The organism is Glycomyces sambucus (assembly GCF_900102815.1).
GTDB lineage: Bacteria > Actinomycetota > Actinomycetes > Mycobacteriales > Micromonosporaceae > Glycomyces > Glycomyces sambucus.
Map to the genome: position 1 here is coordinate 629,018 of NZ_FNGF01000002.1, position 25,151 is coordinate 654,168.

The window sequence follows — 25,151 nt, forward strand, 5'->3', positions numbered from 1 at the left end:
AAGCCGCTTCGTTAAATGCCGTGCTGCCCGCGGAAGTCCTCGACGGCGCCCTGCGCGCCGTCCTGGGCGTCCTGCACGTAGTCGCCCGCGCCCTGCGCCGCGCCCTGCGCCGCGTCCTGCGCCCCCGCGACCGCGTCGCCGGCGTGCTCGGTGGCGCCGCCCACGTACTCCTCGTACGCCGCGCCGGCCTCGCCAGTCGCGTCGCCCGCCATCTCGCCCGCCTGGCCCTTGGCCTCCTCGACGGCCCCCGTGACCATGTCCTTCAACTCGTTGAACTTGTCCAGCAAGCCCATTGACCTACCCCCTCCTTGCTCGGTACGCCCCACTATAGGGGGATGCGCTCAATAGACAAAGTTTCCTGAACGAGTACACAGCAAACACTTCGGATCGTGTTAGGAATGTGCATGCCCGAGTACACCTCCTACGACGCCGCGATCGTCGGCGGCGGCCACAACGGCCTCGTCGCCGCGGCCTACCTCGCCCGCGCCGGGAAGCGCGTCCTGGTGCTGGAGCGCCTGGGCCGCACCGGCGGCGCCGCCGTCTCCGCCCCCGCGTTCCCCGGCGTCGACGCGCGGCTCTCGCGCTACTCCTACCTGGTCAGCCTGCTCCCGCGGAAGATCGTCGCCGACCTGGGCCTGCGGTTCCAGGTGCGCAAGCGGCACGTGTCCTCCTACACTCCGGCCGAGCGCGGCGGGCGCGACACGGGGCTGCTGGTCACCCGCGACGCCGCGCGCAACCGCGAGTCGTTCGCGCGCCTCACCGGTTCCGACACCGAATACGAAGCGTGGCAACGGTTCTACGCCGACGCGGCCCACGTCGCCGAGCGGGTCTTCCCCACGCTCACCGAGCCGCTGCCCTCCGAGGACGAGCTGCGCCGCCGCGTGGGCGACGACCGGATCTGGGACATGCTCTTCGCCGCGCCCCTCGGGGCGGCGATCGAGGCGAGCTTCCGGGACGACCTCGTGCGCGGAGTCGTGCTCACCGACGCGCTCATCGGGACGTTCACCTCCGCCTGGGCCGCGGACCTGCGGCAGAACCGGACCTTCCTGTACCACGTCATCGGCGGCGGCACCGGCGACTGGGACGTGCCGGTCGGCGGCATGGGCGCCTTCACCGACGAGCTCGCCGCCGCGGCCCGGGCCGCGGGCGCCGAGATCCTCACCGGCCACGAGGTCACCGCGATCGGCACGGACGGCTCGGCGGCCGAGGTCGCGTTCGCCACGGCAGACGCCACCGGCACCGTCGCGGCCCGGCACGTGCTCGTCAACGCCTCCCCCGAGGCGCTGGCCGACCTCCTCGGCGAGACGGCGGCCGAGCGGGCCGAAGGCGCGCAGCTCAAGGTGAACATGCTGCTCAAGCGGCTGCCGCGGCTGCGGGACGCGAACGTGGACCCGCGCGACGCGTTCGCCGGGACGTTCCACGTCTCGGAGTCGTACGCCGAGCTGGAGGCCGCGTACGCCGAGGCCGCCGCCGGGCGGTTCCCGACGCGGCCGCCCTCGGAGATCTACTGCCACTCGCTCTCGGACCCGTCGATCCTCGGCGCCGACCTGGTGCGCGAGGGGTACCAGACGCTGACGCTGTTCGGGCTGCACACGCCCGCGCGGCTGTTCGGCAGTGTCAGCGGCAGTGGCAGTGGCAGTGGCAGTGGCAGTGGCAGTGAGAATGGCAGTGAAAATGGCAACGTCGAGCGCGAGGCGAAGGCCGCGCTGCTGGACGCCACCGTCGCGCAGCTCGACCGGTACCTCGCCGAACCGCTCGCCGACTGCCTCGCGACCGACGCGGACGGCAACCCGTGCATCGAGGCGAAGACCCCCACGGACCTGGAGCGCGACCTGCGGCTGCCGGGCGGGAACATCTTCCACCGGGACCTGTCGTGGCCCTACCGGACCGGCGGGGAGCAGGGCCGCTGGGGCGTGGCGACCGCGCACCCGAACGTGCTGCTCTGCGGCGCCGGGGCCGCGCGCGGCGGCGGGGTCAGCGGCATCCCCGGGCACAACGCGGCCATGGCCGTCCTGGAGTCCGGCGCGGCCTAATATCGGGGGATGGACACCACGACCGCCGAGGTCATGGCCGAACTGGCCGCCCTCGACGACCCGAAGATGCGCGAGGCGAACGAACGGCTCGGCGACGACCACGGCGTCAACCTCACCAAGCTCCGCGCCGTCGCCAAGCGTCTGAAGACCCAGCAGGACCTGGCCGTGGACCTGTGGGCCACCGGCGACAGCGCCGCGCGGCTCCTCGCGCTCCTCGTCTGCCGCCCGAAGGCGTTCGATCGGGCGCGGCTGGACGCGATGCTGCGCGAGGCCCGCACCCCCAAGGTCCACGACTGGCTCGTCAACTACGTGGTCAAGAAGAGCCCGCACGCCGAGGAGCTGCGCCTCGCGTGGACCGGCGACCCGGACCCGGTGGTCGCCAGCGCCGGGTGGGCGCTGACGACCGAGCGGGTCGCGAAGCGGCCGGCCGGGCTCGACCTGCCGGGGCTGCTCGACGTGATCGAGGCCGAGATGAAGGACGCGCCGGACCGGTTGCAGTGGGCCATGAACCACTGCCTGGCGCAGATCGGCATCGACCACCCGGACCTCCGGGCCCGCGCGATCGGCATCGGCGAGCGGCTGGAAGTGCTCAAGGACTACCCGACCTCGCCGGGGTGCACGTCGCCGTACGCGCCGGTGTGGATCGAGGAGCTGGTGCGGCGCAAGGAGAACGCCTAGCCCTTCCAGACGGTCTTGAGGTTGGTGAACTCGCGGATGCCCGCGGCGGCGAGTTCGCGGCCGTAGCCGGAGTGCTTGACGCCGCCGAACGGGAGCTCGGGGAACGAGACGGTCATGCCGTTGACGAAGACCGCGCCCGCGTCGAGGGCGCGGACGAAGCGCTCCTCCTCGTCGGGGTCGTTCGTCCACACGGAGCTGGAGAGCCCGAAGGCCGTCTGGTTGGCGATGCGGGCGGCGTCGTCGGCGTCCGCGGCGCGGTAGAGGGCCGCGACGGGGCCGAACGCCTCTTCCTGGACGATGCGGGCGTCGTCGCCGAGGTCGGCCAGGACGGTGGGCGTGTAGAACCATCCGGCCCGGTCGGGGGCGCCGCCGCCGGTGAGGACCTTGGCGCCCTTGGCGACCGCGTCGTCGACGAGTTCGGCGAGGTCGCTGCGGCCGGACTCGGTGGCGAGGGGGCCGACGTCGGTGGCGGGATCGAGGGGGTCGCCGACGGCGAGGGCGGCGACGGCGCCGGTGAAGCGGCGGGCGAACTCGTCGTAGACGTCGGTGTGGACGATGAAGCGCTTGGCGGCGATGCAGGACTGGCCGTTGTTGATGGTGCGGGCGGTGACGGCGGTGTCCACGGCGGCGTCGAGGTCGGCGCTGGGGAGGACGATGAAGGGGTCGGAGCCGCCGAGTTCGAGGACGGTCTTCTTGATGCGGGCTCCCGCGGCGGCGGCGACGGCGCGGCCGGCGGGTTCGGAGCCGGTGAGGGTGACGGCCTTGACGCGGGGGTCGTCGATGACGGTCTCCACGGCGTCGGAGCCGATGAGGAGGGCCTGGAAGGCGCCTTCGGGGAATCCGGCGCGGCGGAAGAGGCCGTCGAGGTAGAGGGCGGTCTGGGGGACGTTGGAGGCGTGCTTGAGCAGGCCGGTGTTGCCGGCGGCGAGCGCGGGGGCGGCGAAGCGGAGGGCCTGCCAGACGGGGAAGTTCCAGGGCATGACGGCGAGGACGACGCCGAGGGGTTCGTAGCGGGTCCAGGCGCGGGAGGCGCCGACGGCGGCGGGGTCGTCCAGGGGCTCGTCGGCGAGGAAGCCCTCGGCGTGGTCGGCGTAGAAGCGGAGTCCCTTGGCGCTCTTGTGGATCTCGGCCTCGGCCTGGGCGAGGGGCTTGCCCATCTCGATGACGATGGTGCGGGCGGTGGCGGCGGCCTCGGCGTCGAGGAGGTCGGCGGCGGCGCGGAGCCACTGGGCGCGGTGGACGAAGGAGGTGGTCTTGAGGGCTTCGAACGCGTCCTGGGCGAGGCCGGTCCGCCGGTCCACCTCGGCGGCGGTGTGGGGCTCGAACTCGCGCTCGGTGGTGCCGGTGGTGGGGTTGACGGTCGCAATCGCCATTGGTCGTCCATTCGCTCGGGGGCCTGGGACCCGTTGCATACTAGCCGGTCGGTAACCCAGCTTAGGCGATCGCCGGCCGTGCGTCGCGCGGTCCCGGCGCGAGTGCGCCGGGACCGGGGCGGTCCGGTCAGGACGGCGAGTTGACCTCCGCGAGGACCACTGCCAGCGCCCAGATCACGAACACGCAGAACGCGATGATGACCAGGCCCCACAGCGGGTAGTACGGCAGGAAGAAGAACTGGTTGAGCGCCGAGACGGCGGCCAGGCCGATGCCCACGCCGTACGCCCAGCCGCTGCCTTTGAGGACGAACACGCCGACGAGCGCCAGGAGGGCGCCGAGGACGATGTGGATCCAGCCCCAGCCGGTGGTGTCGATCGCGAACGTGTAGTCGCCGACCTCCGCGAACAGCCGGTCGCTGGCGACGGCCGCGATGCCCTCGAAGAGCTGGAACAGGCCCACGGTGATCATGAGCGCGCCCGCGGCCACCGCACCCGCGGTGGCCCATGCGAGCCTGCCTTCGTCGTCGGACATGGCCGCCTCCAGGTGCGAACGGGACGGCGCACGCCGTCCTCTCGCTTCTGTGTACCCCCGTCGCGGCCGGTCGGTGGCGGATCGCGCGAATCGGGTCAGGCGGCGGTGCGGGAGAGGCGGAGCTTGACGTCGACGGCCTGGACGCCGTAGCGCAGGGGCATGACGGGGTTGAGGTCGAGTTCGGCGATCTCGGGCAGGTCCTCGGCGAGGCGGCCGAGCCTGACGAGGAGGTCGGTGAGGGCGTCGAGGTCGACGGGGCGGGAGCCGCTGTACTCGGTCAGCCGTTCGCCCGAGCGCAGCGAGCGCCACATGGACTCGGCGTCGTCGCCGGTGAGCGGCAGGATGCGGTGCTGGCGGTCCTCGGGGGCGCCGCCGAGGCCGAGGACGACGAGTGAGCCGAAGAGGGGGTCGTGGACGATGCCGGCGGCGAGTTCGATCCCGGCGTCGAGCATGGGCTGGACGACGACGGCGGCGTGGTCGTCGCCGTCGATGCGGGCGGCGACGTCGGCGAACGCGGAGCGGACCTCGTGGGCGTCGCTGAGTCCGAGGTGGACGCCGCTCTCGCCGCCCTTGGGGACGAGGTCGGGCTCCTCGGCCTTGACGGCGACGGGGTAGCCGACGGCGCGGGCGGCGGCGACGGCCTCCCCTTTGGAGATGACGTGCAGGGCCTCGATGAGCTGGATGTCGTAGCAGGCGAGGATCGCGGCGGCGTCGGCCGCGGTCTGCCAGCCGCCGCCGGCGCGCAGGAGGCGGTCGACGATGGCGCGGGCGCGGTCCCGGTCGATGCCGGGGAGGGCGGGGCGGGCGCCGAGGGGGCGGGCGCGCCAGGCGGCGTACTCGGCGGCGCGGCCGAGGGCGGCGACGGCGGGTTCGGGGAAGTCGAAGACCGGGATGCGCCTGGCGCCCAGGGTGAGCGGTGCGTCGGGCAGGCCCATGGCGACGACGGCGGCGGGCAGGTGCGGGAGGCCGTCGAGCGCGTCGCCGACGGCGGCGAGGCGGTCGCGGTCGTCGCCGGTGGCGGTGATGACGGCGAGGACGGCGTCGACCTCGCCGGAGGTGCCGAGGACGGCGAGCGCTTCGGCAAACGCGTCGGGGTCGGCGGCGGGGCCGAGGTCCACCGGGTTGTCGGCGGCGGCCGCGCCGGGGGCGATCTCGGCGAGGTGGCCGAGGGTGGCGGCGCCGAAGGCGGGGAGGCCGAGTCCGGCGGCGGCCGCGGCGTCGGCGGCGAGGGTCCCGGCCCCGGCGGCGTCGCCGACCACGCCGAGGCGCCGCCCCTGCGGGAGGGGCCGGCCGATGAGGACGCGGGCGGTGTCGGCGAGCTGCGCGAAGGTGTCGCAGCGGATGACGCCGGCCTGCGCGAACAGGTCGTCCACGGCGGTGTCGGAGGCGGCGGCCCCGGCGGTGCGGGCGAGGCCGGTGCGGCGGCCGGGTTCGACGCCGCCGCCCTTGACGGCGAGGACGGGCTTGCGGCGGGCGACGGCGCGGGCGAGGCGCGCGAAGCGGCGGGGGTTCCCGAACGACTCGGGGTAGAGGGCCACGGCGGCGGCGCCGGGGTCGTCGTACCAGTGGGCGAGGAGGTCGTTGGCGGACACGTCGGTCTTGTCGCCAAGGGCGACGAAGGCGTGGAGGCCGAGGCCCGCGCGGGCGGCGTGGGCGAGGGCCGCGGCGGCGACCGCGTCGGACTGGGCGACCAGGCACAGGCCCCCGGGCCGGGGCGGTTCGGCGGCGAGGCCGGCCTGGAGGCGGTTGGGGGTGCTGACGACGCCGAGGCTGTCGGGGCCGACGAGGCGGATGCCGTGGGCGCGGGCGACGTGGAGGAGCCCTTCCTGGGCGATGGTCCCGGCGGTGCGGCCGGTCCCGGTGGAGAGGATGACGGCGGCGCGGGCGCCGGCGCGCCCGGCGCGTTCGAGGACGTCGGCGGCGGCCGGTGCGGGGACGGCCGCGATGACGAGGTCGACGGGTTCGCCGTCGGCGGGCAGGCGCGGGACCAAGGTCCCGGTGAAGCCGTGGTCGAGGAGGGACCGCAGGACCGCGGCGGCGGGCCCGGGCCGCTCGGTGCCGACGACGGCGACCGCGGCGGGGTCGAGGAGGGGCCGGAGCGCCGACTGCTCGGCGGCGGGGGCGGGGTCGGCGGCCACGTCCTTGATCCCGGCGGCGGCAGCGGCGGCCCTCAGGTGCTCGGCGAGGAGCGTGCGCAGGCCGCGCTTCGCGTGGGCGGGGGCGACGCTGACGTGGAGCCGGGCGCGCTTCGGTTCGGCGCCTTCGACTTCGAGGACGGCCGCGGCGAGGGGTTCGCCGTCGGCCTCGGCGACGGCGGCGAGCGCGGTCCCGTGCCCGTGCGGCGGCGCGCCGGCGGGGAAGAGCGCGTCGGCGTCGCCCGGGGTGCGCGGGCGGAGGCGGACGATCCGGCCGTCGGCGTCGAGGACGTCGGCGGCCGGGATCGGGCGGAGGTTCATGCGGTGGCTCCTGGTCGTGGGGGCGGTGCGCGGGGGTTCCCCGCCGATCCTGCGCCCGGGCGGACCGGCGGGGACAGTGCCGAACGCCCGGGTTCGGCGGGACGTTGGTCCCGCCGCGGTCCCGGGACCTTGGTCCCGTACCGGGCGGACCCGGGCGGGGTGCGGTCCGTCGCGAAGGGGCCCATACTCGAAGGATGGACGCGGCGAAGATCAGGGTGTTCCTCCTGGACGACCACGAGGTGGTGCGGCGGGGGCTGTGCGAGCTCCTGGAGCGCGACGGGGACATCGAGGTCGTCGGGGAGGCGTCGGACGTGGCCGAGGCGATGCGCCGCATCCCCGCGGCTCGCCCGCACGTGGCGGTGGTCGACGCGCGGCTGCCCGACGGGAACGGGGTCGAGGTGTGCCGCCGGGTGCGCGGGGCCGACCCGGCGGTGGCCGTCCTCGTGCTGACGTCCTATGAGGACGACGACACGCTGTTCGCCGCGATCGAGGCCGGGGCGGCCGGGTTCCTGCTCAAGCAGGTGCGCGGCAACGACCTCGTGGAGGCCGTCCGCAAGGTCGCCGCGGGCGGGTCGCTGCTCGACGCGCGGGTCACCGGCGCGGTCCTCGAACGGCTCCGCTCGGGCCCGCCGAAGACCCCCGAGCTCGAAGCCCTCTCCGACCAGGAGCGGCGCATCCTCGCGCTCATCGGCGAGGGGCTGACGAACCGCCAGATCGCCGAGCGGATGCACCTGGCGGAGAAGACCGTCAAGAACTACGTGACGCGGGTGCTCGCCAAGCTCGGCCTGGAGCGGCGCACCCAGGCCGCGGTGCTCGCCTCACGGCTCCTCGGCTGACTCGGATCGGTCGCGCTACAGCGGGATCGTCCAGCGCAGGCGGGTCCCTGGCTCGGCGTCTTCGAACCCGAACGTGCCGCCCAGAGCCTCGGCGCGGGACGCGAGGTTGTTCAGGCCCCGGCGCGGGGCGTCGGCCGGGATGCCGCACCCGTCGTCGGTCACCGTGATCGCCAGCGTCTCGTCCTCCACGGCCACACTGATGTCCACCCGCTCGGCCTGCGCATGGCGGGCGGCGTTGCTCAGCGCCTCGCGGAGCATCGCGAGGACTTCGATGTGGACGGACTCGGAGACGGCGCCGTCCACCGGGCCGCTGAACGCCACTTCGGGCATGAAGCCGAGCTGGTGGCGGACCAGCCCGAGCAGGCTGCGGACCGCGGCCGACAGGTCCTGGTCGGTGTCGGTGTGGAGGCTGAAGATCGCGGCCCGCAGGTCGCCGATCGCGCCGTCGATCTCGTCCACCGCAGAGTTGATCCGCGCGGCGGCCTCGGAGGCGTCCACGAGGTGCACGATGGACTGGAGCTGGAGGCCGGTCGCGAAGAGGCGCTGGATGACCAGGTCGTGGAGGTCGCGGCCGATGCGGTCGCGATCGCGGAAGACCACCAGGCGCTCGCGCTCGGCCTGGGAGGCGGCGAGTTCGCTGTAGAGGCGGGCGTTGTCGATCGCGACGCCCGCGGCCGCCGCGAGGGCCTTGATGATCGCCTCGTCGTCCTCGGTGAACAGCTCCCCGCCGCGCTTGTCGGTCAGGTAGAGGTTCCCCCACGCCTTGTCCCCCACCGTGACCGGCACGCCCAGGAACGTCCGCATCGGCGGGTGCCCGGGCGGGAAGCCCACCGAGGCGGGGTGCGAGGAGAGGTCGATCAGGCGCAGCGGCTGCGGGTGGTCGATGATGTGGCCGAGGATGCCGCGCCCGGCCGGCGGGTCGCCCAGCGCGGTGATCTCCTCCAGGCTCAGGCCCTGGGTGCGGAAGTCGGCGAGGCCCCCGGCGTCGTCGAGGACGCCCATGGCGCCGTAGCGGGCGTCGACCAGGGTGAGCGCGGCGGCCACGATCCGGTCGAGGATCGCGGCGAGCTCCAGGTCGGAGCTGATGCTGATCACGGCGTCGAGCAGCGCGCGCAGCCGCTCGCGGTCCATCACGATCTCGTCGACCCGCGAGGCGAGCTCGCTCAGCAGCAGGTCGATCGGGGTCCGCGGTTCGAGGGCGCCGTGGCCGGGGGGTTCGAACATCGGTTCGGCCATGGGCCGATCGTATCCAGTCCCCTCTGGAACACCGGTACCGCCCGGCATCGGCCGAAAAGGGGAGGGCGGGGCGCAGGGCGACACGGGGGGAGGGACCGCCCGGGGGTCGCCCGGGCGGTCCCGCTTTCGATCAGCGGCGCCGGCCCGGGATCTCGAGGTCGACGTCGACGTAGCGCGGGCGGTACAGGTGCGCGTCGGCGTACAGGTCGTCGCCCACGAAGCTGTTCACGTTGTAGGTGATGACCAGCGTGTCGCCGTCGCCGAGCTGCGGGTGGGCCTTCGCGTTGTAGGTGAAGACGTTCCCGCCGGTCTCGGGGGTCGTGTAGAGGACGGTCTTGTCGGTGTAGGGGCCTTCGAGGTCGTCGCTGCGGTACATGACGATCTTCGCGCTCAGCGCCTCGGTGGCGTCGCCGGTGACGAGCGTGAACTTCCCCTGGTAGCGCTGGACGCTGAACTCGTTGGAGACGCCTTCGAGGATGCGGCCGGAGGCGTCGGGGTCGGCCGACCAGGTGCCGTCCGCGAAGTACTCCCACGGCGCGGTGGCGAGGCCACCGGAGGGCACGCGGGCGAGGTGGGCGTACTTCTGCGCCTGGTTGTCCTCGACGCCGAACACGTAGGTGTAGCCGTCGTTCGGGTCCTCGTAGATCGCCGAGCCCCAGTTCACGGTGGACTCGGGGAGGTCGGTGATCGCGGTGAGCGCCATGGTGTCGGCGTCGAAGCTGGCGACGGCGTTGCCCGCGAAGGCGAAGTCGAAGACGCCGGAGCCGGTCTTGACGAACTCGAGGAGCATCACCTGGAGGGTGTCTCCTTCGACGGTCCCGTCGCCGAACCAGTACCAGTTCTGCATCTCGTCGCCGCCGGGGACCTTGACGAGGGACTCGGGGGCGGCCTCGGTGCCGCCGGTGACGGTGGTGAGGTCGTCGTCGACGGCACTGGCGTCCACGATGATCGAGTTGTGCAGCAACGGGGAGTCGATCGGCCGGGAGAGGTCGTCGTTCACCTCGCCCATGAACGTGTCGGAGTACAGCCAGGCGGTGGAGCCGTCGGGCAGCGGGACGCTGTAGGCGGAGTCGGCGCCGGTCCAGCGGCCCGCGGTGTCGCCGTAGGTCCCGAAGCGCTCGGTGAGCTCCTCGTTGACGCTCGCGTCGATCTGCGGCTCGCAGGCGGTGGCGGCCTGCGCGGCGGTCGGGACGGCGGCGACCGCGAGTCCGGTGAGGACGGCGGCGGCGACGCTGGTCGGTCGGTGGGTCATGTACTGCTCCTTTGCAGTTCGGGGGTGAACTCGGTCAAGACGCGCTCGGCGAAGCGTTCGCCGATGAGGCGCTGGACGTCGGGTCCGGGGTGGAGGTTGTCGGGGAGCGGTGACGCGGCGGCGTCGATGCCGCTGTAGAGGGTCAGGCCGTCGAGGTGGTGGAGGCGGTGGTCGTCGTCCTGGCGGCGGTCCACGATGGCCGCGATCTCGGCCCGGATCACCTGGAGGGACAGCTTTCCGGCGCGCACGTCGGCTTCGGTGCCCCCGGCGACCGACCACTCCTCGGCGCGGTCGGGGTCCTGGACCGTGGGTCCGGCCTTGGTCTCGACGGGTTCGCACCAGATCGGGGAGACGAGGACGATCGGCGTCTCGGGGTGGCCTTCGCGGATGGTGTCGAGGAACCCGTCGACGGCGGGCCGGAACGCGCGCACGCGCATGACGTCGCCGTTGACGAGGTTGATGCCGGTCTTGAGAGTGATGAGGTCGGCGGGGGTGTCGCGGATGGTCCTGGCGGTGAACGGGTCGAGCATCGCGTTGCCGCTGAACGCGAGGTTGGTGAGGTGGACGCCGGCGCGCAGGGCCGCGACCGCCGGCCAGGTGCCGGTGGTGGTCTCGGCCCGGTAGCCGTGGCTGATGCTGGAGCCGTGGTGGACCCAGCGGAGCGCCCCCGTGTCCGGCTGGGCCGCGACGGGAGCGTCGGCGCGGAGTTCGAGGAGTTCGACCGCGTCGTGGTAGGGCAGCCAGAGTTCGAGGTCGCGTTCGGCGCCGTTGGCGAGGCCCGTGAAGCGGACCGTCGCGTCGGGGCCGGGGACGATCTCCCCCTCGGGCCGTTCGAAGGTGAACACGAAGCGGGAGCCCGCGACCGCGGTCGCGACGGCCGCCACCGCGCCCGCCTCGGTCAGCTCGTAGGTGCTCGGCGGGAACGGCGTCTCGGCGTCGGCGGCGATGCGCCGGGCCTGCACGTCGAGCTCGATGACGTCGGCCGCCGTGCGCAGGGCCAGGCGCACGCCCGTGCTCTCGGCACTGGTCTGCACCATGAAGCGGTCGGGGATCTGGCGGCGGGCCCAGCGCGGCAGGCGGTGCGGGAGGAGGCCGCGGCCGGTCGCCTCCAGCTCCACCGCGCCGCGCACCATCGCCGGGTCGATCGCGATGCGCTGCAGCGTCATGCGGCGTCGACCACCGTGCCGTCGGCGTGCACGTCAACGAGCCGGTCGCCCAGGCGCAGACCGCGCAGGACCGCGTCCGGGTCGAGGGCGGCGATGCACGCCTTCGCCGTGTCGAGCTCGGTGGAGCCGACCACCGGGTCCACCCCGAAGAACGACTCGATCACCAGGGCCACATACGATCCGGCGGAGGAGCAGGCCCAGTCGATGATGTACGGGAGCTGCGGCGGGGCCTTGCGGGCGCCGCCGTTGACCGCGGGCATCGCCTCTTCGGTGAAGTGGGCCTGGCCGGGCGGGCCCTGGTTGGCGGAGCGGGCGAGGCCGGGGATCCAGTCGATCGCGGCCTGCGGCTCCCCGAGGGCCACGAGGGCGCGGGCCGCGTCGGCGGGCCACGCCGGGTAGGCGCCGTTCCACTGGTGGTCGGGGCGGGGGCTGAAGCTCGCGTCGGGGTCCCACGGGGACAGCGAGCGGAGCCACACGTCGGTGCGCAGCTCGCGGTCGAAGAACGCGGTCATCTCGCGGCGCACCTCCTCCCCCAGGTCGGCGGCGATCGTGGTGCCGACGACGGAGAAGTCGTAGACGTGGCGGACCGGGACGCGGGTGCCGTCGGGCTGGCGGGCGGCGAAGTGGCCGCTGCCGCTCACGTAGAGGTCGGCGACCTCCTTGACGAGCGCGTCGGCCTCGGCGGCGAGGGCCGCGGCCCCTTCGGCGTCGCCGCGGGCGGTGAGGATCTCCGCGACGGTGCGCAGGTTCCACACGTTGGCGGCGTTCAGGCTCGCGACCTCGTGGGTGTAGGAGCTGACGCATTCGAGGAGGTTGTCGATCTCGCCGTAGTCGGCCAGCGGCGAGTTCCCGCGCAGGCCCTGCCAGGCGTGGGCCCAGTCCTGGAGGTGCTCGGCCACGGTGGTGCCGCCCGGGGCCGCGGCGTCGCCGCCCGGGATGCGGTCCAGGAGCGCGGTGTCGCCGGTGAAGCGGAGGTAGTCGTGGACCAGGCGGGTCATCGCGTAGTCGTTGACGGAGTACCAGCGCCCGACGGGCCCGCCGGTGAGCGAGGAGGTCCCGAAGTGGGTGTGGATGTCGGAGGCGATCCAGTGCTCGACCTGGCGGCGCATGACCGCGGGGTCGAGGAGCGCGTGGGTGATCGAGGAGAGGCTGTAGTCCCAGATGAACGTGGTGGTGGCCCAGTAGTTCGGCATGAGGGTGTCGTAGCTGCGGCCCAGGACGTTGCCCTGGAAGTCGCGGCGGAACCAGATCGTGCCGAGCACGCCCCACCAGTAGAGGCGCCGCAGCGGCGCGGAGGCGGTCTCCAGGACCGGGAGGTGCCCGGAGAACTCGTCGTTGCCGGGGGTGAAGGCCGCCGCGAGCTGGTGGTCCCAGTACCGCTCGGCGTCAGCGACGGCGCCGGGGACGTCGGCCGCGATGCGGTCGAACGCCGCGGCGGCCTCGGCCTCGGTGGCGGCGACGGTGTGGACGTACCCGAAGCGGGCGGACTCCCCCGGGGCGAGGTCGAGGGTCACGGTGACCTCGCCGCCGCGCTCGATGCCGCCGATGCCGACCTCGTGCTCCCCCGCGGCGGGGGCGATCCCGGAGAGGCGGACCTCGGCGTCGGTGTCGACGCCCTGGACGCTCCAGGCGGTGCCGGCGCCGTTGCGGAAGACCAGGCGGGAGGGACCGGTGGCGGCGCGGTTGCGCTCCTCGGGGGCGACGGCGTCGAGCCACGCCTCGGTGGAGCGGGCGGCGCCCGCGGCGAGGGAGAGCGTGACGGCGACCGTGCGGGGCGCCTCGCCGGTGTTGGCGGCCCGCACGTCGATCGCGACGCCGGTCTCCCCTGGGGCGCACACGGTGGTGGTGGCCAGGTCGAGGCCCGGGAGGGACACCGAGCGGCGGACCCGGTCGGGGCGCCACTCGTGGGTGATCGGGGCGCCGTAGGACTCCACCAGGCGGCCGTCCACGAAGGAGGCCGCAGTCCTGGTGAGGCCCTGCGAGACCGGCGGGAAGGTGACGGCGCTGACGGCGGTGAGGTCGTGGTCGACCCGCACCGTGCCGAGGAGGTTCGTCAGGCCGCTGGGCGCGACCATGTCGTCGTAGTGGTGCGACACCGGGTCGGCGGCCAGGTCGTTCACCGTGGGGATGTGGCGCATGGGACTCCTAGTACTGCCCGAGGGCGAGGCCGCGGGCGAAGAACTTCTGCGTGAACAGGAACAGGACCACCGTGGGCAGCGAGACGAGCAGGCCGCCGGCGAGGACGGTCGACATCTGCGCGCCGCCGTACGTGCTCTGCATCCCCGCGAGGCTGGTGACGATGGGCCGCACGGTGTCGGACTGGCTGAGCACCAGGCCGAGCAGGAAGTCGTTCCAGATGAACGTGGCCTGGAGGATGAAGATCGCCACCAGCGCGCTCGACGCCATCGGCAGGTAGACGCGGGCGAAGATCCGCCAGGTCGAGGCGCCGTCGATGACGGCGGCCTCGAACACGTTGTGCGCGATGCCGCTGAAGAAGTTGCGCATCACGAACGCCGAGAACGGGATCGAGATCGCCGTGTAGACGACGATCATGCCGCCCTGGGTGTCGAACAGCCCGGTGCGCGAGTACGCGTCGAACAGCGGCAGCAGGATCATCTGGAGCGGGAACACGGTGCCGCCGAAGATCGCGACGAACCACGCGAAGCCGTGCCTCAGGCGCAGCGCGACGATCGCGAACCCGGCGGCGGCGCCGACGAGCACGGCGATCGCGGGGGCGACGACCGCGTAGAGGAGGGTGCTGGCGGCGCTCTCGGCGAGGCCGGACAGCTCCAGGGCCTCGGCGATGTTCCCGAACAGCGCGAAGTCGGTGGGCACCCACGACTCCTTGGTGGTGAACGTCTCCGGGGACTTCGCGGCGTTGACCAGCAGCAGGTACACCGGCAGCAGCCAGATCAGGCCCAGGACGGCGAGGACGGCGGTGCGCAGGGCCGGTCCGGTCTTCTTCAACGACATGGTCACACCCCGTGCTTGCTGGAGAGCTGCTGGCGCAGGTAGAGGATGGAGGCGATGAGCGTGACGACGGTGAGGAACACGGCGATCGCCGAGCCCAGGCCGTACTCGCTGTTCACGAAGGTCTCCTTGTACATCGTCAGCGCGAGGGTCTCGGAGTCGCGCCCCGGACCGCCCTTGGTCATGCCCTGCACGATGTCGAAGGTCTTCAGCGAGGCCACGATCGAGAGGCCGACCACGACCGCGGTGAGCGGGCGCAGCATGGGCCACAGGATGCTGCGGAACAGCCGCATCCCGTTCGCGCCGTCCATCCGCGCCGCCTCCAGGGGCTCGCGCGGGATCGACTGGAGGCCGATCGTGAACAGCAGGGCGTTCACGCCGACGCCCTGCCACGCGGTCGCGAGGATCATCACGACCGTGTTGAGCGGGGCGTCGACGAGCCAACGCGGCGTGTCGGCGATCCCGAAGGCGGCGAGCGCCTGGTCGAGGGCGCCGTCGCCGGACAGGATGAACGACCAGATGACGCCGACCCCGATCCCCGAGAGGGCGTACGGGATCAGGAACGGCAGGCGCAGCCAGGTGCCGCCCTTGAGGTTCCAGGTGAGCAGGGCGACCCCCAGCCCGATGCCCACCGGCACGAGCAGGGTCCCCCCGACCCACAGCAGCGTGTTGAGCACGGAGCCGATGAAGCCGGGGTCGTCGAACATCTCGACGTAGTTCGCGAGGCCGGTCCACTCGGGATCGCCCAGGCCGTTGTACTCGGTGAGGCTGAGGAAGGTGGTCCACAGCAGCGGCAGGTACAGCAGCACCGCCACGATGAGCACGCCGGGCGCGATGAACCCCAGGGCCGACCAGCGGTACTGGTCGCGCTGCCGGAGGGCCTTCGGGCTGAGGGTCTTGTCGGTCATGCGGGTGCTACTCCTGGTCTGCCCAGTAGTCGTCGGCCTCGGCCTGGATGGCCTCCAGGAACGGCACCGGGTCGGACGGGTTGGCGATGAAGGCGCCGAACTGCTCGAGCGCGACGGTGAGGATCGGCGTGGGCGTGGCCTCGTAGTAGCGGTCGTAGAGCTCGTAGCCCTCGCCGGTGACGGTGGTGCCGAGCTCTTCGAGCATCGGGTCGGCGACGGTGGCCTGCGGGTTGAACGCGACGTCGCCGCGGGCGGCGCTCCAGGCGGTCTGCGCCTCGGGCGACATCCACCACTCGGAGTAGGCGAGGCCGAGGGACTTCTGCGAGGAGTTCTCGGCGACGCAGAGCGGGCCGGACTCGACCGCGACGGGGGTCTTCTCCAGGCCCTCGTTCACCGCGGGGATCACGAACATGTCGTAGTCCTCGCCGGAGACCATGCCGGCGCCGTCGAGGGAGCCGTTGAAGAACGACCCGAAGTTGATCATCGCGTAGTCGCCCTGCTTGAGGCCGACGGCGGGGTCGACGGTGGAGCCGGCGTCGGAGAACCAGCCGGCCTCCTCCTGGTCGAGCCAGGTGTTCATGATGTCGACGATCTCCGGGTCGGTGTACTTGACCTCCCCGGTGGCGAGCCCGTTGTACAGCTCGGGGTCGGTGCCGGCGACGAGCTGCTGGAACCACTGGAACGTGAACAGCGTGCTGGTCTGGTAGTACGGCGTGATGCCGGCGTCGGCGAGCTGCGCGGCGGCGGCGTCGAGTTCGGCCCAGGTGGTCGGCTCGGCGATGCCCTGCTCGTCGAAGATCGCCTTGTTGTAGTACATGACCCAGTAGGCGATGTTCATCGGGACGCAGTACTGCTCGCCGTCGATGGTGTACGAGTCGCGCAGGTCGGGCGAGACCCAGCCCTCGTCGACGGCCTTGGTCCAGATGTCGGTGGTCTGGGCGATCAGGTCCTCTTCGACGAGCTCGTTGAGCGAGGGCCCGGTCTGCCAGGTGAACAGGCCGGGGCTCTTGTCGGTGCGGAAGGACTGCTTGATGAACGCGTCGTACTGGGCGGCGTCGGAGTACCCCGTGGTGTCCAGGGTGATGTCGGCGCCGGACTCGCTCGTGGCGTTGAGCTCATCGAAGTCGGGCTCCCACGCGGCCTTGTTGGTGTAGAAGTCGAGGGTGCCGGTGGTGGCGCCGTCGTCCTCCGCGCCGCCGCCGCAGGAGGCGAGCACCAGGCTCGCCGCGGCGGCGGCCGCGATGGTGAGGGGGATCCTCGGGGATCTCATGTCGAACTCCTTTGTTCTCAAGGGGTCTGGGCTATGCCTCGCCGGTGCGGGTGCCGCGGACCGAGGCTTTCACGGTTCCGAACCGCTCGGCGCGAGAACGCGCCGAACGCCGGATCAGATAGGGGCCCACGGCGGCCGGGACGATGAACGTCTCGGCGTAGTGGACGGTGTAGGGCGCGAACGCGCCGGTGGGGCTGGCGACCTCGGCCTCGTCGCCCTCCACGAGGTTGAGGACGTTGACGGTGCCCTCGGTGTCGTGGCGGACCTCGTCGGCGAACCAGTGGCGGCGGACCTCGATGAACTCGAGTTCGTGGAGGCCGGTGCGCTCTTCGAGGGTGTCGCCCTCGCGCGAGACGACCCGGGCCTGGTCGACCAGGTTGGCCTCGGTCCACGCGGTATCGCGTTCCCAGGCGAGGTTGCGCTCGCCGTGGTCGAGGTGGACGGGGCGGGGGACGCCGTCGAGGCCGACGCGGCCCCAGTCCCAGAGCTTGAAGGTGAAGATGAACGGGGTCGCGGAGATCTCCAGGACCATGGAGTTCGCGCCGGAGGAGTGGACGGTGCCGGCGGGGATGAGGAAGTGGTCGTGCTTCTTGGCGGGGAAGGCGTTGACGTACTTCTCGGCGTCGAAGGGCCGCTCGCCGTCCTCGGCGGCGCGCAGGTCGGCCATCATGGCGTCCCGGTCGATGCCGTCCTTGAAGCCGAGGAAGACCTTGGCGTCGTCGCCGGCGTCGAGCATGTAGTACGACTCGTCCTGGGTGTAGGCCATGCCGAAGGTCTGCTGGATGTAGTCGGTGAGCGGGTGCACCTGGAGGGAGAGGTTGCCGCCCTCCATGGTGTCGAGGAAGTCGAAGCGGATGGGGAACTCGGCGCCGAAGCGCGCGTAGGTCCGCTCCCCGAGCAGGGCCTTGGGCTGGGTGAGGACGAGGTCGAGGGAGGGGATCTCGACGATCGCGCCGTCGGCGTCCTCCAGCAGGAGCGAGTTCTCCTCGGGGACGCAGTCGAAGCACCACGCGTAGTTGGGCTGCGCGGGGTCGAGGTCGAGCTTCTCCTTCATCCACTGGCCGCCCCAGACGCCGGGGTCGAAGAAGGGGACGACCCGGAAGGGGGCGCGGGCGGCGTTGGCGATCGCGGTGCGGAACGCGTCGCCGGCGACCATGCCGGCCGCGCGGCCGGTGGGGGCGGCGGCGCCGATCGCGTTGGCGTCGAGGACGAAGTCGACGCGGTCGAACATGGTGCGCTTGTGGCGGTCGGCGGCGCGCCACTCGACGAAGAAGCCGCGCTTGTACTTGCGGAGGCGGTCCTCGGCGGGGTTGGCGGCGCGCCAGTTGGGGGCGCCGTCGCGCTGGCGCAGCTGGATCTCCCAGCGGGCCATGTCGGCGAGGACGAGCGCGTAGGGGGCGCCGGTGCGGCGGGCGACGAGGTCGGCACCCCAGCCGAGGAGGACCACGGGCCGGTCGTCGCCGTCGACCTCGACGGCGAGCTTGGCGAGGCGCTCGGGGTCGTAGAAGGCGTCGACATTAGCGTGGGAGAGGACGCCGAAGACGCGGTCGTCGGTGAGGTTGTCGGCGAAGCGGGCGTCGAGGACCTCGGCGGGGAGCGCGGCGGCGTCCTCGACGTCGACGATCGTCCAGTCGGGGAGCGCGTCGGTGAGGGCGTCGGCGAGGCGCGGGAGGTCGGCGCCGGGGTAGGCGTCGACGACGAGCAGCGGGGCGCGCCCGGCGGCGCGGGCGACGGCGGTCTCGGCGGCCGCGTTCCAGGCCCTGTCGCCGGTGAGGACGCGGGCGTCGGCCGGCAGCGGCACGGTCGGCTGCTTCTCGTAGCGGCCGATCGGTTCGGACGGACTGGCGGTTGGCACGTGCGCTCCTTCAGGAATGGGCTCCGGCGGCGAGGACGGCGAGTCCTCGGAGCACGGAGAGGTCGGGTCGGTCGGGGACGGTGAAGGAGGGGCGGTGCGAGCTGGTCCACAGGTGCTCGCGGACGTAGGCGGCGACGGGGGCGGCGACGCCGTCGCCGGCGCGCATGATGCCGCCGGAGAGGACGACGACGTCGGGGTCGTAGGCGTGGCAGAGGGAGACGGCGGTGGCGCCCCAGGCGCGGATCGCGCGGTCGCGGAGCGCGGCGGCGGTGGTGTCCCCGGTGGCGGCGGCCGCGAACATCTCGCGGACGTCGGTGACGGCGTCGCCGCGGGCGGCGAGGTCGCGGCGCAGGGCCCAGGCCCCGGCGATGGACTCGGCGCAGCCGGTGTTGCCGCAGTTGCACAGGGGCGCGTCGAGGTCGACGGTGAGGTGGCCGCCGAGGATGCCGGCGTGGTCGTGGGCGCCGCGCAGGAGGACGCCGTCCATGAGGGCGGCGGTGCCGATGCCGGTGCCGAGGGTCATGAGGACGGCGTCTCGGGCGCCCGCCGCGGAGCCGGTGGTGGTCTCGCCGACGAGGGCGGCGCGGGCGTCGTTCTCGACGACGGCGGGGAGGCCGAAGGACTCGCGGGCCCAGGCGACGAGGTCGAGGCCGTCGAGGCGCGGGTGCTTGTCGTGGGCCTTGACCAGGCGGCCGGCGGCGCGGTCGACCACGCCGGGGACCGCGATGCCGGCCGCGACCGGGGAGTGATCGGCGGCGAGGGCCCTCGCGGCGGCCGCGGCCGCTTCGAGGTCGCCGTCGCCGACGGGGACGGTGGCGGTGCGGACGGGCTCGCCCCTGTCGACGACGCCGAGCTTGATCTCGGAACCGCCGAAGTCGATGCAGAGCTCCATCGCCCGCTGCCTCCTGGTCTGTTGACGGCCCGGCGTGGTGGTGGCCCGGCCTCGTGTGGATCGCGGGGCCGCCTCGGGGCGGTCCTGCGGTTGGTAACGTTACCAACATAGCGCGCCGGATTGCAACCCGGTCGCAAGGGGCGGGTGTGTCGTCAGGGGAATTCGATGGTGACCGGCAGCTCCACGGTCCGCGCCCGGTCCTCGGCGGAGCCGTCGAGGCGGGAGAACAGCAGCGTGGCGGCCTCGCGGCCGAGCAGCCGGGCGTCGTGGTCGATCACCGTCACCGGCACCGGCATGAGCTCGGAGAGCTCGAAGTCGTCGAAGCTGACGACGGCCGGGCGCGGCCCGGGGACGCCGTCGCGGATGCGCCGCCCGATCTCGCGCATGGCGCCGATCGTGTTCCGGTTGTTGGCGCTGAAGATCGCCGTGGGGGGCTCGGCGAGGTCGAACATGGCCCTGGCGGCGCGGCTCGCGGCGTCCACGTCCTGCTGGTCGCGGGCGACGATCGCCGGGTCGACCGCGACGCCGCGCTCGGTCATCGCCCGCTCGTAGCCGCGGTAGCGGCGCTCGCCGGTGAACACGGAGCTGCGGTTGCCCAGGAACCCGATGCGGGTGTGCCCGGCGTCGAGGAGGGAGACGGTGCCGCGGTAGGCGCCGCCGACGTCGTCGAGGAGGACCGTGTCGACGTCGAGGCCCGGGACGCGCCGCGAGGCGAGCACCAGCGGCACGTCGCCGAGGCGCTCGGGCCGCAGGTGCGCGGCGTCGCCGCTGGTCGGGACCAGGATCAGCCCGTCGACCTGGCGGCCGATGAAGTCGCTGACGAGCTGGCGCTCCCGCGCGTCGTCCTCCCCGGAGTTGCCGAGGATGATCCGCCGCCCGTGCTCGGCGGCGACCTCCTCGACCCCCAGCGCGAAGTTCCCGTAGTAGGGGTTGGCGAGGTTGGTGATCGCGACGCCGACGAGGCCGCTGGGCTGGCCCGGGCGCAGGCTGCGGGCGTTCTCGTTGCGATAGTAGCCGAGTTCGCGGACCGCCGCCATGACGCGCTCCTGCACGTCCGGGCGCACGTTCCGGCCGCCGGCGAGGGTGCGCGAGACGGTCATCGGACTCACCCCGGCTCGACTGGCGACCTCTTTGATCGTCGGCTGCCGCGCACCTCGAACCGTCGACATGCCCGCCCTTCCACGCGTAGTGCGCCAATCCTATGCGAACCGCCGGGCGCGCGGCGGCCCCCCGGAAGGGGGCCACCTCACGGCGCGAGGGGCGGCATGGCGCCGGGGTCCTCGGGCCGGGTACTTTTTCCAATGGACATAATTACCCCGAACGAAGGACCAGCGCATGAGCCGCTTCGCGATCGGCGAGCACGACTTCCTGCTCGACGGCGAGCCCCGCCGCGTGCTCTCGGGCGCGATCCACTACTTCCGCGTCCACCCCGACCACTGGACCGACCGCATCCGCAAGGCGCGGCTCATGGGCCTGAACACCGTCGAGACGTACGTGCCGTGGAACCTCCACGAGGTCGAGCCCGGCTCGTGGACCGAGGAGGGGCGCCTGGACCTGCGCCGGTTCCTGGAGGCCGTGGCCGCCGAGGGCATGCACGCGATCGTGCGCCCCGGCCCGTACATCTGCGCCGAGTTCGACAACGGGGGCCTGCCCGCGTGGCTGTTCGCCGACCCGGAGGTGGGCGTGCGCCGCGGCGAGCCGCGGTTCCTCGCCGCGATCGAGTCGTACCTGGCGCGCGTGTGCGCGGTCGTGGCCCCGCTCCAGGTCGACGCGGGCGGGCCGGTGATCCTCATGCAGGTCGAGAACGAGTACGGCGCCTACGGCGACGACACCGAGTACATCGAGACGCTGACGGGCATGTTCCGCGCCAACGGGATCACCGTGCCGCTGACCACGGTGGACCAGCCGGAGCCGTGGATGCTCAAGCGCGGCTCCGCGCCCGGGCTCCACATGACGGCGTCCTTCGGGTCGCGCTCGGACGCGCGCCTGGACGTGCTGCGCGAGCACCAGCCGACCGGGCCGCTCATGTCCTCGGAGTACTGGGACGGCTGGTTCGACTCCTGGGGCACCCACCACCACACGACGCGGGCCGACGAGGCCGCCGCCGACCTCGACGTGCTCCTGGGCCGCGGCGCCTCGGTGAACCTCTACATGTTCCACGGCGGCACCAACTTCGGACTCACCAGCGGCGCCAACGACAAGGGCACCTACCTGCCCATCACCACCAGCTACGACTACGACGCCCCGCTGGACGAGGCCGGGCGCCCGACCGCGAAGTACTGGGCGTTCCGCGAGGTCCTGGGCCGGTACACCGACCTGCCCGCGGAGGTCCCGGACCCGCCCGCGCCCGCGCCGACCGGCGAGGCCCCGCTGCTTCGGGCCGGCGCGCTCCTCGACGCCGCCCGCTCGCTGCCGGAACTGGCCACAGTGGAGGTCCCGGGCTTCGCCGAGGCGCGGCACGACGCGGCGTTCCTGCTGCACGAGAAGGCGTTCGCGGCCGAGGCCGGCGTGCTCACCATCGGCGAGGTCCGCGACCGGGTCCACGTGGTGGTCGACGGCGTCACCGTGGGGGTGCTCTCACGGGAGCTGCACCAGCGCGCGATCGCGATCCCGGCGGTGGCGGCGTCCCTGCGGCTGCTGGTGGAGAACCAGGGCCGGGTGAACTACGGGCCGCGCCTGGGCGAGGACAAGGGCCTCGTCGGCGGCGTACGCCTCGACGGGAAGGCGCTGACGGGCTGGACGACCCGGGCGATCGGCGAGGGCGACCTGCTCGCGCTCGCGCAGGACGCGGTCGGGGCCGGACCGGCGCTGCCTGGGCTGGTGTTCGCGCGCGCCGTCTTCGAGGTCGAGGCCGAGGCCGAGACCGCCGCGGACCGGTTCCTCGACACCGCCGCGCTCGGCAAGGGCATCGCCTGGATCAACGGGTTCTGCCTGGGCCGCTACTGGTCTCGCGGCCCGCAGCGCACCCTGTACGTCCCGGGCCCGGTCCTGCGGCCGGGCCGCAACGAGGCGGTGCTGCTCGAACTCGACGGCGCCCCCGAGGCGGTCCTGCGGTTCGTCGCCGCACCGGACCTGGGCCCGCTGGAGTTCTAGCGCTCGGCGGCGCCGTCCGCGGTCGGCCTCAGTCCGCGGTGGCGGGTCCGATGTCCACGGTGATCGTGGTCGCCGGGGCGTCGAACTCGGTGGTGCGGGCCTGGACGGTGACCTCCCAGGCGCCGGCGAGCGGCAGGTCCATCGCGCAGTGGTACTGGCCGGGCGCGAACTCGTGGATCTCGGCGGTGACAGGCCCGAAGTCCTCGGCGGGCAGGACGGCGGTGACCACGGGCGGCTCCAGCGGCACGAGCGGGAGCCCGGCCGCGTCGGTCAGGGTGAGCATGAGCATGTTCTCCCCCGTCAGGCCCGGGGCGAGGTTCGCGGTGAAGGTGCCCTCGCCGAGGGCTCCGTCGACGGTGACGACGCCGCCGGTGGGGAGCGGCGCGGGCGCCGGCTCCTCCACGGGGACGGTCGGGCTCGCGTTCACGAGCAGGCCGGTGAGGACCGCGGCCGCGGCCACGGCGGCGGCCTCGACGGTGAGGATGCGGCGCAGGCGCGGCAGGCCCGAGGCGGCCGCCGCGGTGACGACGGGGACGAGGCGGAACCGGTTCCAGCCCGCCAGCGCGAGGGCGAGGGCCACCAAAGCGAGCTTGGCGACGAGGGTCCGGCCGTGGTCGGATCCGGTGAACGCGTCCCATTCGCGGTGGATGGAGAGGGCCATGACGAGGCCGCTCGAGGCGAGGAGCGCGACGCTCCAGCCCGCGCAGGCGGAGAAGCGCGCGACGGCGAGGGCGGAGCCCGCGGCCTCGCCGGGGCGGCGGCGGTGGGCGAGCATGACGAGGAGGCCGGCCAGCCCCCCGGCCCAGAGCGCGGCGGTGGCGAGGTGGACGGTGTCGGCGCCGATCATGATCCACTGCACGCCGAACGCGATGGAGTGTCCGGCGAGCGCGGGTGCGGCGACGGCGAGAAGTGCGAGGGCCAGGGCGGTCCGGGGATGCCGGTTGCGGACGGCGTAAGCGCCGCCGACGCCGGTCGCGGTGAGCGCGAGGACGGTGAGGGAGGCGCCGGTGGCCGATCCGGCCCAGGCGCCGACTTCGAAGGCGTCGCCGAGCGGGAGTCCGGCGATCTCCAAGGCGCCCAGGGGGACGGCGAGGGCGGCGCCGAGGATCGCCGCTGTCGCGCCGGCGCGGAGGAGGCGGCCGCGGGGGCGGGCGGGCCAGGCGTCGCGGGCGATGGCGGTCCGGAAGCAGAGGTAGCCCGCGAAGACGAGCAGGCCGAGGTAGTGGAGTGCGGCGGCGCTCGCGGGGGCCCAGTCGGGGATCTCGGCGGGCGGGTCGATCGGCGCGGGCGCGGTGCCGGGCTGCGCGCTGCCGATCGTGAAGGCGAGGACGCCCGCGATGGGGTGGGCGTCGGCGGAGACGACGCGCCAGTTCAGGTAGTAGGCGCCGTCGGGGAGGTCGTCGGGGAGGTCGACGACCACGTCCTGGTCGCGGGCGGTGACGTCGGTGGCGTGGTCGCCGCCGTTCGCGTCGATGAGGCGGGTGGAGTCCGCGACGGGTTGCACGGGTTCGTTGAAGCTCAGGGTGATCGCGTCGGGGGCCGCGGCGAGGACGGCGCCGTCGACGGGGTCGGTCGCGAGGAGCGCGGCGTGCGCGGAGGCGGCGCGGGCGGGCGCGAGGGCAAGGAGGAGCGCCAGGGCGAGCGCGGCGGCCCGCCCCGGCAGTCGGCGGTGGTGGGCGGTCACGCCTCGCGTCGTCCTCTCAGGAGTCCGAAGGCGCCGAGGCCGGCGCCGAGCATGCCCACCGCGAGCGCGACGTAGACGACGGGGTCGGTGCCGCCCTCGGTGTCCTCGCCGGCGGTCGCGGCGGCGGGTTCGAGTCCGGCTCCGGGGGCGGCGACCTCGATGAACGGTGCGGGCGAGGCGAGTTCGTCGGGGTCCTGGCCTTCGGCGGCGATCTCGATCCAGGGGTGCTCGGTGGTGGTGCAGGTCTGGACGACCGGGAAGTGGAGGGTCTGGCCGGCGGTCTCCTCGGGGAGGCGCAGCGAGAGTTCGAAGGCGTCGCGGAGGTCGTCGGGGAGGGGGTGGTGCGCGGTGTAGACGACCTGGTCGACGCGTTCGGTGACCTCGTTGCCGTGGGCGTCGACCACGGGTGCGGGCAGGTCGGTCATGACCTTCTCGACCTCCCAGTTCGGGTTGACGGTGGGGGTGACGGCGTTGATCGGTTCGGGGATCTGGACGGCGACGGCTGTGGTGGCCTCGCCGTCGCAGCCGTGGGGGACGCTGACGGTGAGGAGCGTGTAGGCGCCGGCGACGGCGCTGGGGGTGCTGACGGTGACGTGCGCGGTGGCGGGTGCGGCCAGGGAGACGGCGGCGGTGGCGGCGGCGCTGAGGACGGCGGCGCGCGCGAGGGCGCGCCGGAGGTGCTGGGAAGGCATGGTGGAAGCGGCTTTCTGGGGAGGCCCGCGGTGCGGGGGTGGACGGGGGGTGCGGTGCGGCGGGGCCGCGGCGGTCCCCGGACCGCGATCGAGCCGGCCGTCCACTGCGGTCGCGGCGCTTCGGCCGGTCGCGGCGCCGGTGCGTTCGCGACGGGCGGTGTCGAGGGCTCGGGGAGGCGCAGGCGTGCGAACAGCCGGCCGAGGGCAGCGGCGAGGCGGGCGCGC

Annotated in this window: 20 protein-coding genes; 4 read left to right on the forward strand and 16 right to left on the reverse strand. The window is 73.4% G+C overall.

All coding sequences use genetic code 11. The features are described from left to right. Nucleotides 1-11: 11 nt before the first annotated feature. Entirely contained in the window at nt 12-293 is a 282-nt protein-coding gene (locus tag BLS99_RS26120) for a hypothetical protein (protein ID WP_091046571.1), read from the reverse strand. Between the two features lie 111 nt (nt 294-404). Here BLS99_RS26120 and BLS99_RS08075 point away from each other — a divergent pair, with 111 nt between their 5' ends. Then, nucleotides 405-2,033 (forward strand): phytoene desaturase family protein, encoded by a 1,629-nt coding sequence (locus tag BLS99_RS08075; RefSeq protein ID WP_091046574.1) that lies wholly within the window; start codon nt 405-407, stop codon nt 2,031-2,033. A 9-nt stretch (nt 2,034-2,042) separates the two neighbouring features. Then, nucleotides 2,043-2,711, forward strand: coding sequence for a DNA alkylation repair protein (locus BLS99_RS08080; protein ID WP_091046578.1), 669 nt, complete (start codon nt 2,043-2,045; stop codon nt 2,709-2,711). Here the strand turns inward: BLS99_RS08080 and BLS99_RS08085 are convergent. The 3 genes from BLS99_RS08085 to BLS99_RS08095 all read right to left on the reverse strand — a co-directional run bounded on the left by BLS99_RS08085 (nt 2,708) and on the right by BLS99_RS08095 (nt 7,072). Next, nucleotides 2,708-4,084: an NADP-dependent succinic semialdehyde dehydrogenase gene (locus tag BLS99_RS08085; protein WP_091046581.1), complete on the reverse strand. Its 1,377-nt coding sequence runs from the start codon at nt 4,082-4,084 to the stop codon at nt 2,708-2,710. The two genes, BLS99_RS08080 and BLS99_RS08085, sit on opposite strands and share 4 nt — an antisense overlap. Nucleotides 4,085-4,211: 127 nt before the next feature. Continuing rightward, a complete protein-coding gene (locus tag BLS99_RS08090) occupies nt 4,212-4,616 on the reverse strand; it encodes a DUF7144 family membrane protein (RefSeq protein WP_091046585.1) in 405 nt (134 codons plus the stop codon). A 95-nt stretch (nt 4,617-4,711) separates the two neighbouring features. Beyond that, nucleotides 4,712-7,072 (reverse strand): acetate--CoA ligase family protein, encoded by a 2,361-nt coding sequence (locus BLS99_RS08095; protein WP_091046589.1) that lies wholly within the window; start codon nt 7,070-7,072, stop codon nt 4,712-4,714. 194 nt (nt 7,073-7,266) lie between these two features. Between BLS99_RS08095 and BLS99_RS08100 the strand changes: the two genes are divergently transcribed. Further along, nucleotides 7,267-7,908 (forward strand): response regulator, encoded by a 642-nt coding sequence (locus BLS99_RS08100; RefSeq protein WP_091046593.1) that lies wholly within the window; start codon nt 7,267-7,269, stop codon nt 7,906-7,908. A gap of 15 nt (nt 7,909-7,923) precedes the next feature. On the opposite strand, the gene BLS99_RS08105 is transcribed toward BLS99_RS08100, so the two are convergent. The 10 genes from BLS99_RS08105 to BLS99_RS08150 all read right to left on the reverse strand — a co-directional run bounded on the left by BLS99_RS08105 (nt 7,924) and on the right by BLS99_RS08150 (nt 20,626). After that, nucleotides 7,924-9,144, reverse strand: coding sequence for a GAF domain-containing sensor histidine kinase (locus tag BLS99_RS08105; protein ID WP_218126350.1), 1,221 nt, complete (start codon nt 9,142-9,144; stop codon nt 7,924-7,926). A gap of 130 nt (nt 9,145-9,274) precedes the next feature. After that, nucleotides 9,275-10,396, reverse strand: a complete 1,122-nt coding sequence (locus tag BLS99_RS08110) for a DUF4185 domain-containing protein (protein WP_091046597.1) — start codon at nt 10,394-10,396, stop codon at nt 9,275-9,277. Further along, nucleotides 10,393-11,562 carry a GDSL-type esterase/lipase family protein gene (locus BLS99_RS08115; protein WP_091046601.1) on the reverse strand — a complete coding sequence of 390 codons (1,170 nt, stop codon included), beginning with the start codon at nt 11,560-11,562 and terminating at the stop codon, nt 10,393-10,395. Before BLS99_RS08115 ends, BLS99_RS08110 begins: the two co-directional genes overlap by 4 nt. After that, a complete protein-coding gene (locus BLS99_RS08120) occupies nt 11,559-13,700 on the reverse strand; it encodes a glucosidase family protein (protein ID WP_091046604.1) in 2,142 nt (713 codons plus the stop codon). The genes BLS99_RS08115 and BLS99_RS08120 overlap by 4 nt, the downstream gene beginning before the upstream one ends. 7 nt (nt 13,701-13,707) lie before the next feature. Next, nucleotides 13,708-14,535, reverse strand: a complete 828-nt coding sequence (locus BLS99_RS08125; protein ID WP_091046606.1) for a carbohydrate ABC transporter permease — start codon at nt 14,533-14,535, stop codon at nt 13,708-13,710. Between the two features lie 2 nt (nt 14,536-14,537). After that, on the reverse strand, nt 14,538-15,440 hold the full coding sequence (locus tag BLS99_RS08130; protein WP_091046609.1) for a carbohydrate ABC transporter permease: 903 nt from the start codon (nt 15,438-15,440) through the stop codon (nt 14,538-14,540). Nucleotides 15,441-15,447: 7 nt separating this feature from the next. Next, a complete protein-coding gene (locus BLS99_RS08135; protein WP_091046613.1) occupies nt 15,448-16,710 on the reverse strand; it encodes an ABC transporter substrate-binding protein in 1,263 nt (420 codons plus the stop codon). Between the two features lie 31 nt (nt 16,711-16,741). Beyond that, a complete protein-coding gene (locus tag BLS99_RS08140; protein ID WP_091046617.1) occupies nt 16,742-18,565 on the reverse strand; it encodes a class I mannose-6-phosphate isomerase in 1,824 nt (607 codons plus the stop codon). A gap of 10 nt (nt 18,566-18,575) precedes the next feature. Further along, nucleotides 18,576-19,457: an ROK family protein gene (locus tag BLS99_RS08145; protein WP_091046620.1), complete on the reverse strand. Its 882-nt coding sequence runs from the start codon at nt 19,455-19,457 to the stop codon at nt 18,576-18,578. Nucleotides 19,458-19,609: 152 nt separating this feature from the next. Continuing rightward, nucleotides 19,610-20,626: a LacI family DNA-binding transcriptional regulator gene (locus BLS99_RS08150; protein WP_091046623.1), complete on the reverse strand. Its 1,017-nt coding sequence runs from the start codon at nt 20,624-20,626 to the stop codon at nt 19,610-19,612. 166 nt (nt 20,627-20,792) lie between these two features. On the opposite strand from BLS99_RS08150, the gene BLS99_RS08155 reads away from it, so the two are divergent. Next, nucleotides 20,793-22,550 (forward strand): glycoside hydrolase family 35 protein, encoded by a 1,758-nt coding sequence (locus tag BLS99_RS08155; protein WP_091046626.1) that lies wholly within the window; start codon nt 20,793-20,795, stop codon nt 22,548-22,550. A 28-nt stretch (nt 22,551-22,578) separates the two neighbouring features. Here the strand turns inward: BLS99_RS08155 and BLS99_RS08160 are convergent, their stop codons facing one another. Both BLS99_RS08160 and BLS99_RS26125 read right to left on the reverse strand, forming a co-directional pair. Beyond that, nucleotides 22,579-24,234 carry a copper resistance CopC/CopD family protein gene (locus BLS99_RS08160; protein WP_091046630.1) on the reverse strand — a complete coding sequence of 552 codons (1,656 nt, stop codon included), beginning with the start codon at nt 24,232-24,234 and terminating at the stop codon, nt 22,579-22,581. After that, complete coding sequence (locus BLS99_RS26125; protein WP_091046634.1) at nt 24,231-24,926, reverse strand: YcnI family copper-binding membrane protein; 696 nt, start codon at nt 24,924-24,926, stop codon at nt 24,231-24,233. The genes BLS99_RS08160 and BLS99_RS26125 overlap by 4 nt, the downstream gene beginning before the upstream one ends. Nucleotides 24,927-25,151 lie beyond the last annotated feature (225 nt).

What these genes read in the sequence shown, in the direction of transcription:
- BLS99_RS08100 (WP_091046593.1), top strand. Translation starts at nt 7,267, where the DNA reads ATGGACGCGGCGAAGATCAGGGTGTTCCTCCTGGACGACCACGAGGTG.
- BLS99_RS08155 (WP_091046626.1), top strand. Translation starts at nt 20,793, where the DNA reads ATGAGCCGCTTCGCGATCGGCGAGCACGACTTCCTGCTCGACGGCGAG.
- BLS99_RS08105 (WP_218126350.1), bottom strand. Translation starts at nt 9,144, where the DNA reads ATGGCCGAACCGATGTTCGAACCCCCCGGCCACGGCGCCCTCGAACCG.
- BLS99_RS08090 (WP_091046585.1), bottom strand. Translation starts at nt 4,616, where the DNA reads ATGTCCGACGACGAAGGCAGGCTCGCATGGGCCACCGCGGGTGCGGTG.
- BLS99_RS08115 (WP_091046601.1), bottom strand. Translation starts at nt 11,562, where the DNA reads ATGACGCTGCAGCGCATCGCGATCGACCCGGCGATGGTGCGCGGCGCG.
- BLS99_RS08110 (WP_091046597.1), bottom strand. Translation starts at nt 10,396, where the DNA reads ATGACCCACCGACCGACCAGCGTCGCCGCCGCCGTCCTCACCGGACTC.
- BLS99_RS26125 (WP_091046634.1), bottom strand. Translation starts at nt 24,926, where the DNA reads ATGCCTTCCCAGCACCTCCGGCGCGCCCTCGCGCGCGCCGCCGTCCTC.
- BLS99_RS08075 (WP_091046574.1), top strand. Translation starts at nt 405, where the DNA reads ATGCCCGAGTACACCTCCTACGACGCCGCGATCGTCGGCGGCGGCCAC.
- BLS99_RS08120 (WP_091046604.1), bottom strand. Translation starts at nt 13,700, where the DNA reads ATGCGCCACATCCCCACGGTGAACGACCTGGCCGCCGACCCGGTGTCG.
- BLS99_RS08145 (WP_091046620.1), bottom strand. Translation starts at nt 19,457, where the DNA reads ATGGAGCTCTGCATCGACTTCGGCGGTTCCGAGATCAAGCTCGGCGTC.
- BLS99_RS26120 (WP_091046571.1), bottom strand. Translation starts at nt 293, where the DNA reads ATGGGCTTGCTGGACAAGTTCAACGAGTTGAAGGACATGGTCACGGGG.
- BLS99_RS08080 (WP_091046578.1), top strand. Translation starts at nt 2,043, where the DNA reads ATGGACACCACGACCGCCGAGGTCATGGCCGAACTGGCCGCCCTCGAC.
- BLS99_RS08095 (WP_091046589.1), bottom strand. Translation starts at nt 7,072, where the DNA reads ATGAACCTCCGCCCGATCCCGGCCGCCGACGTCCTCGACGCCGACGGC.
- BLS99_RS08125 (WP_091046606.1), bottom strand. Translation starts at nt 14,535, where the DNA reads ATGTCGTTGAAGAAGACCGGACCGGCCCTGCGCACCGCCGTCCTCGCC.
- BLS99_RS08150 (WP_091046623.1), bottom strand. Translation starts at nt 20,626, where the DNA reads ATGTCGACGGTTCGAGGTGCGCGGCAGCCGACGATCAAAGAGGTCGCC.
- BLS99_RS08085 (WP_091046581.1), bottom strand. Translation starts at nt 4,084, where the DNA reads ATGGCGATTGCGACCGTCAACCCCACCACCGGCACCACCGAGCGCGAG.
- BLS99_RS08135 (WP_091046613.1), bottom strand. Translation starts at nt 16,710, where the DNA reads ATGAGATCCCCGAGGATCCCCCTCACCATCGCGGCCGCCGCCGCGGCG.
- BLS99_RS08130 (WP_091046609.1), bottom strand. Translation starts at nt 15,440, where the DNA reads ATGACCGACAAGACCCTCAGCCCGAAGGCCCTCCGGCAGCGCGACCAG.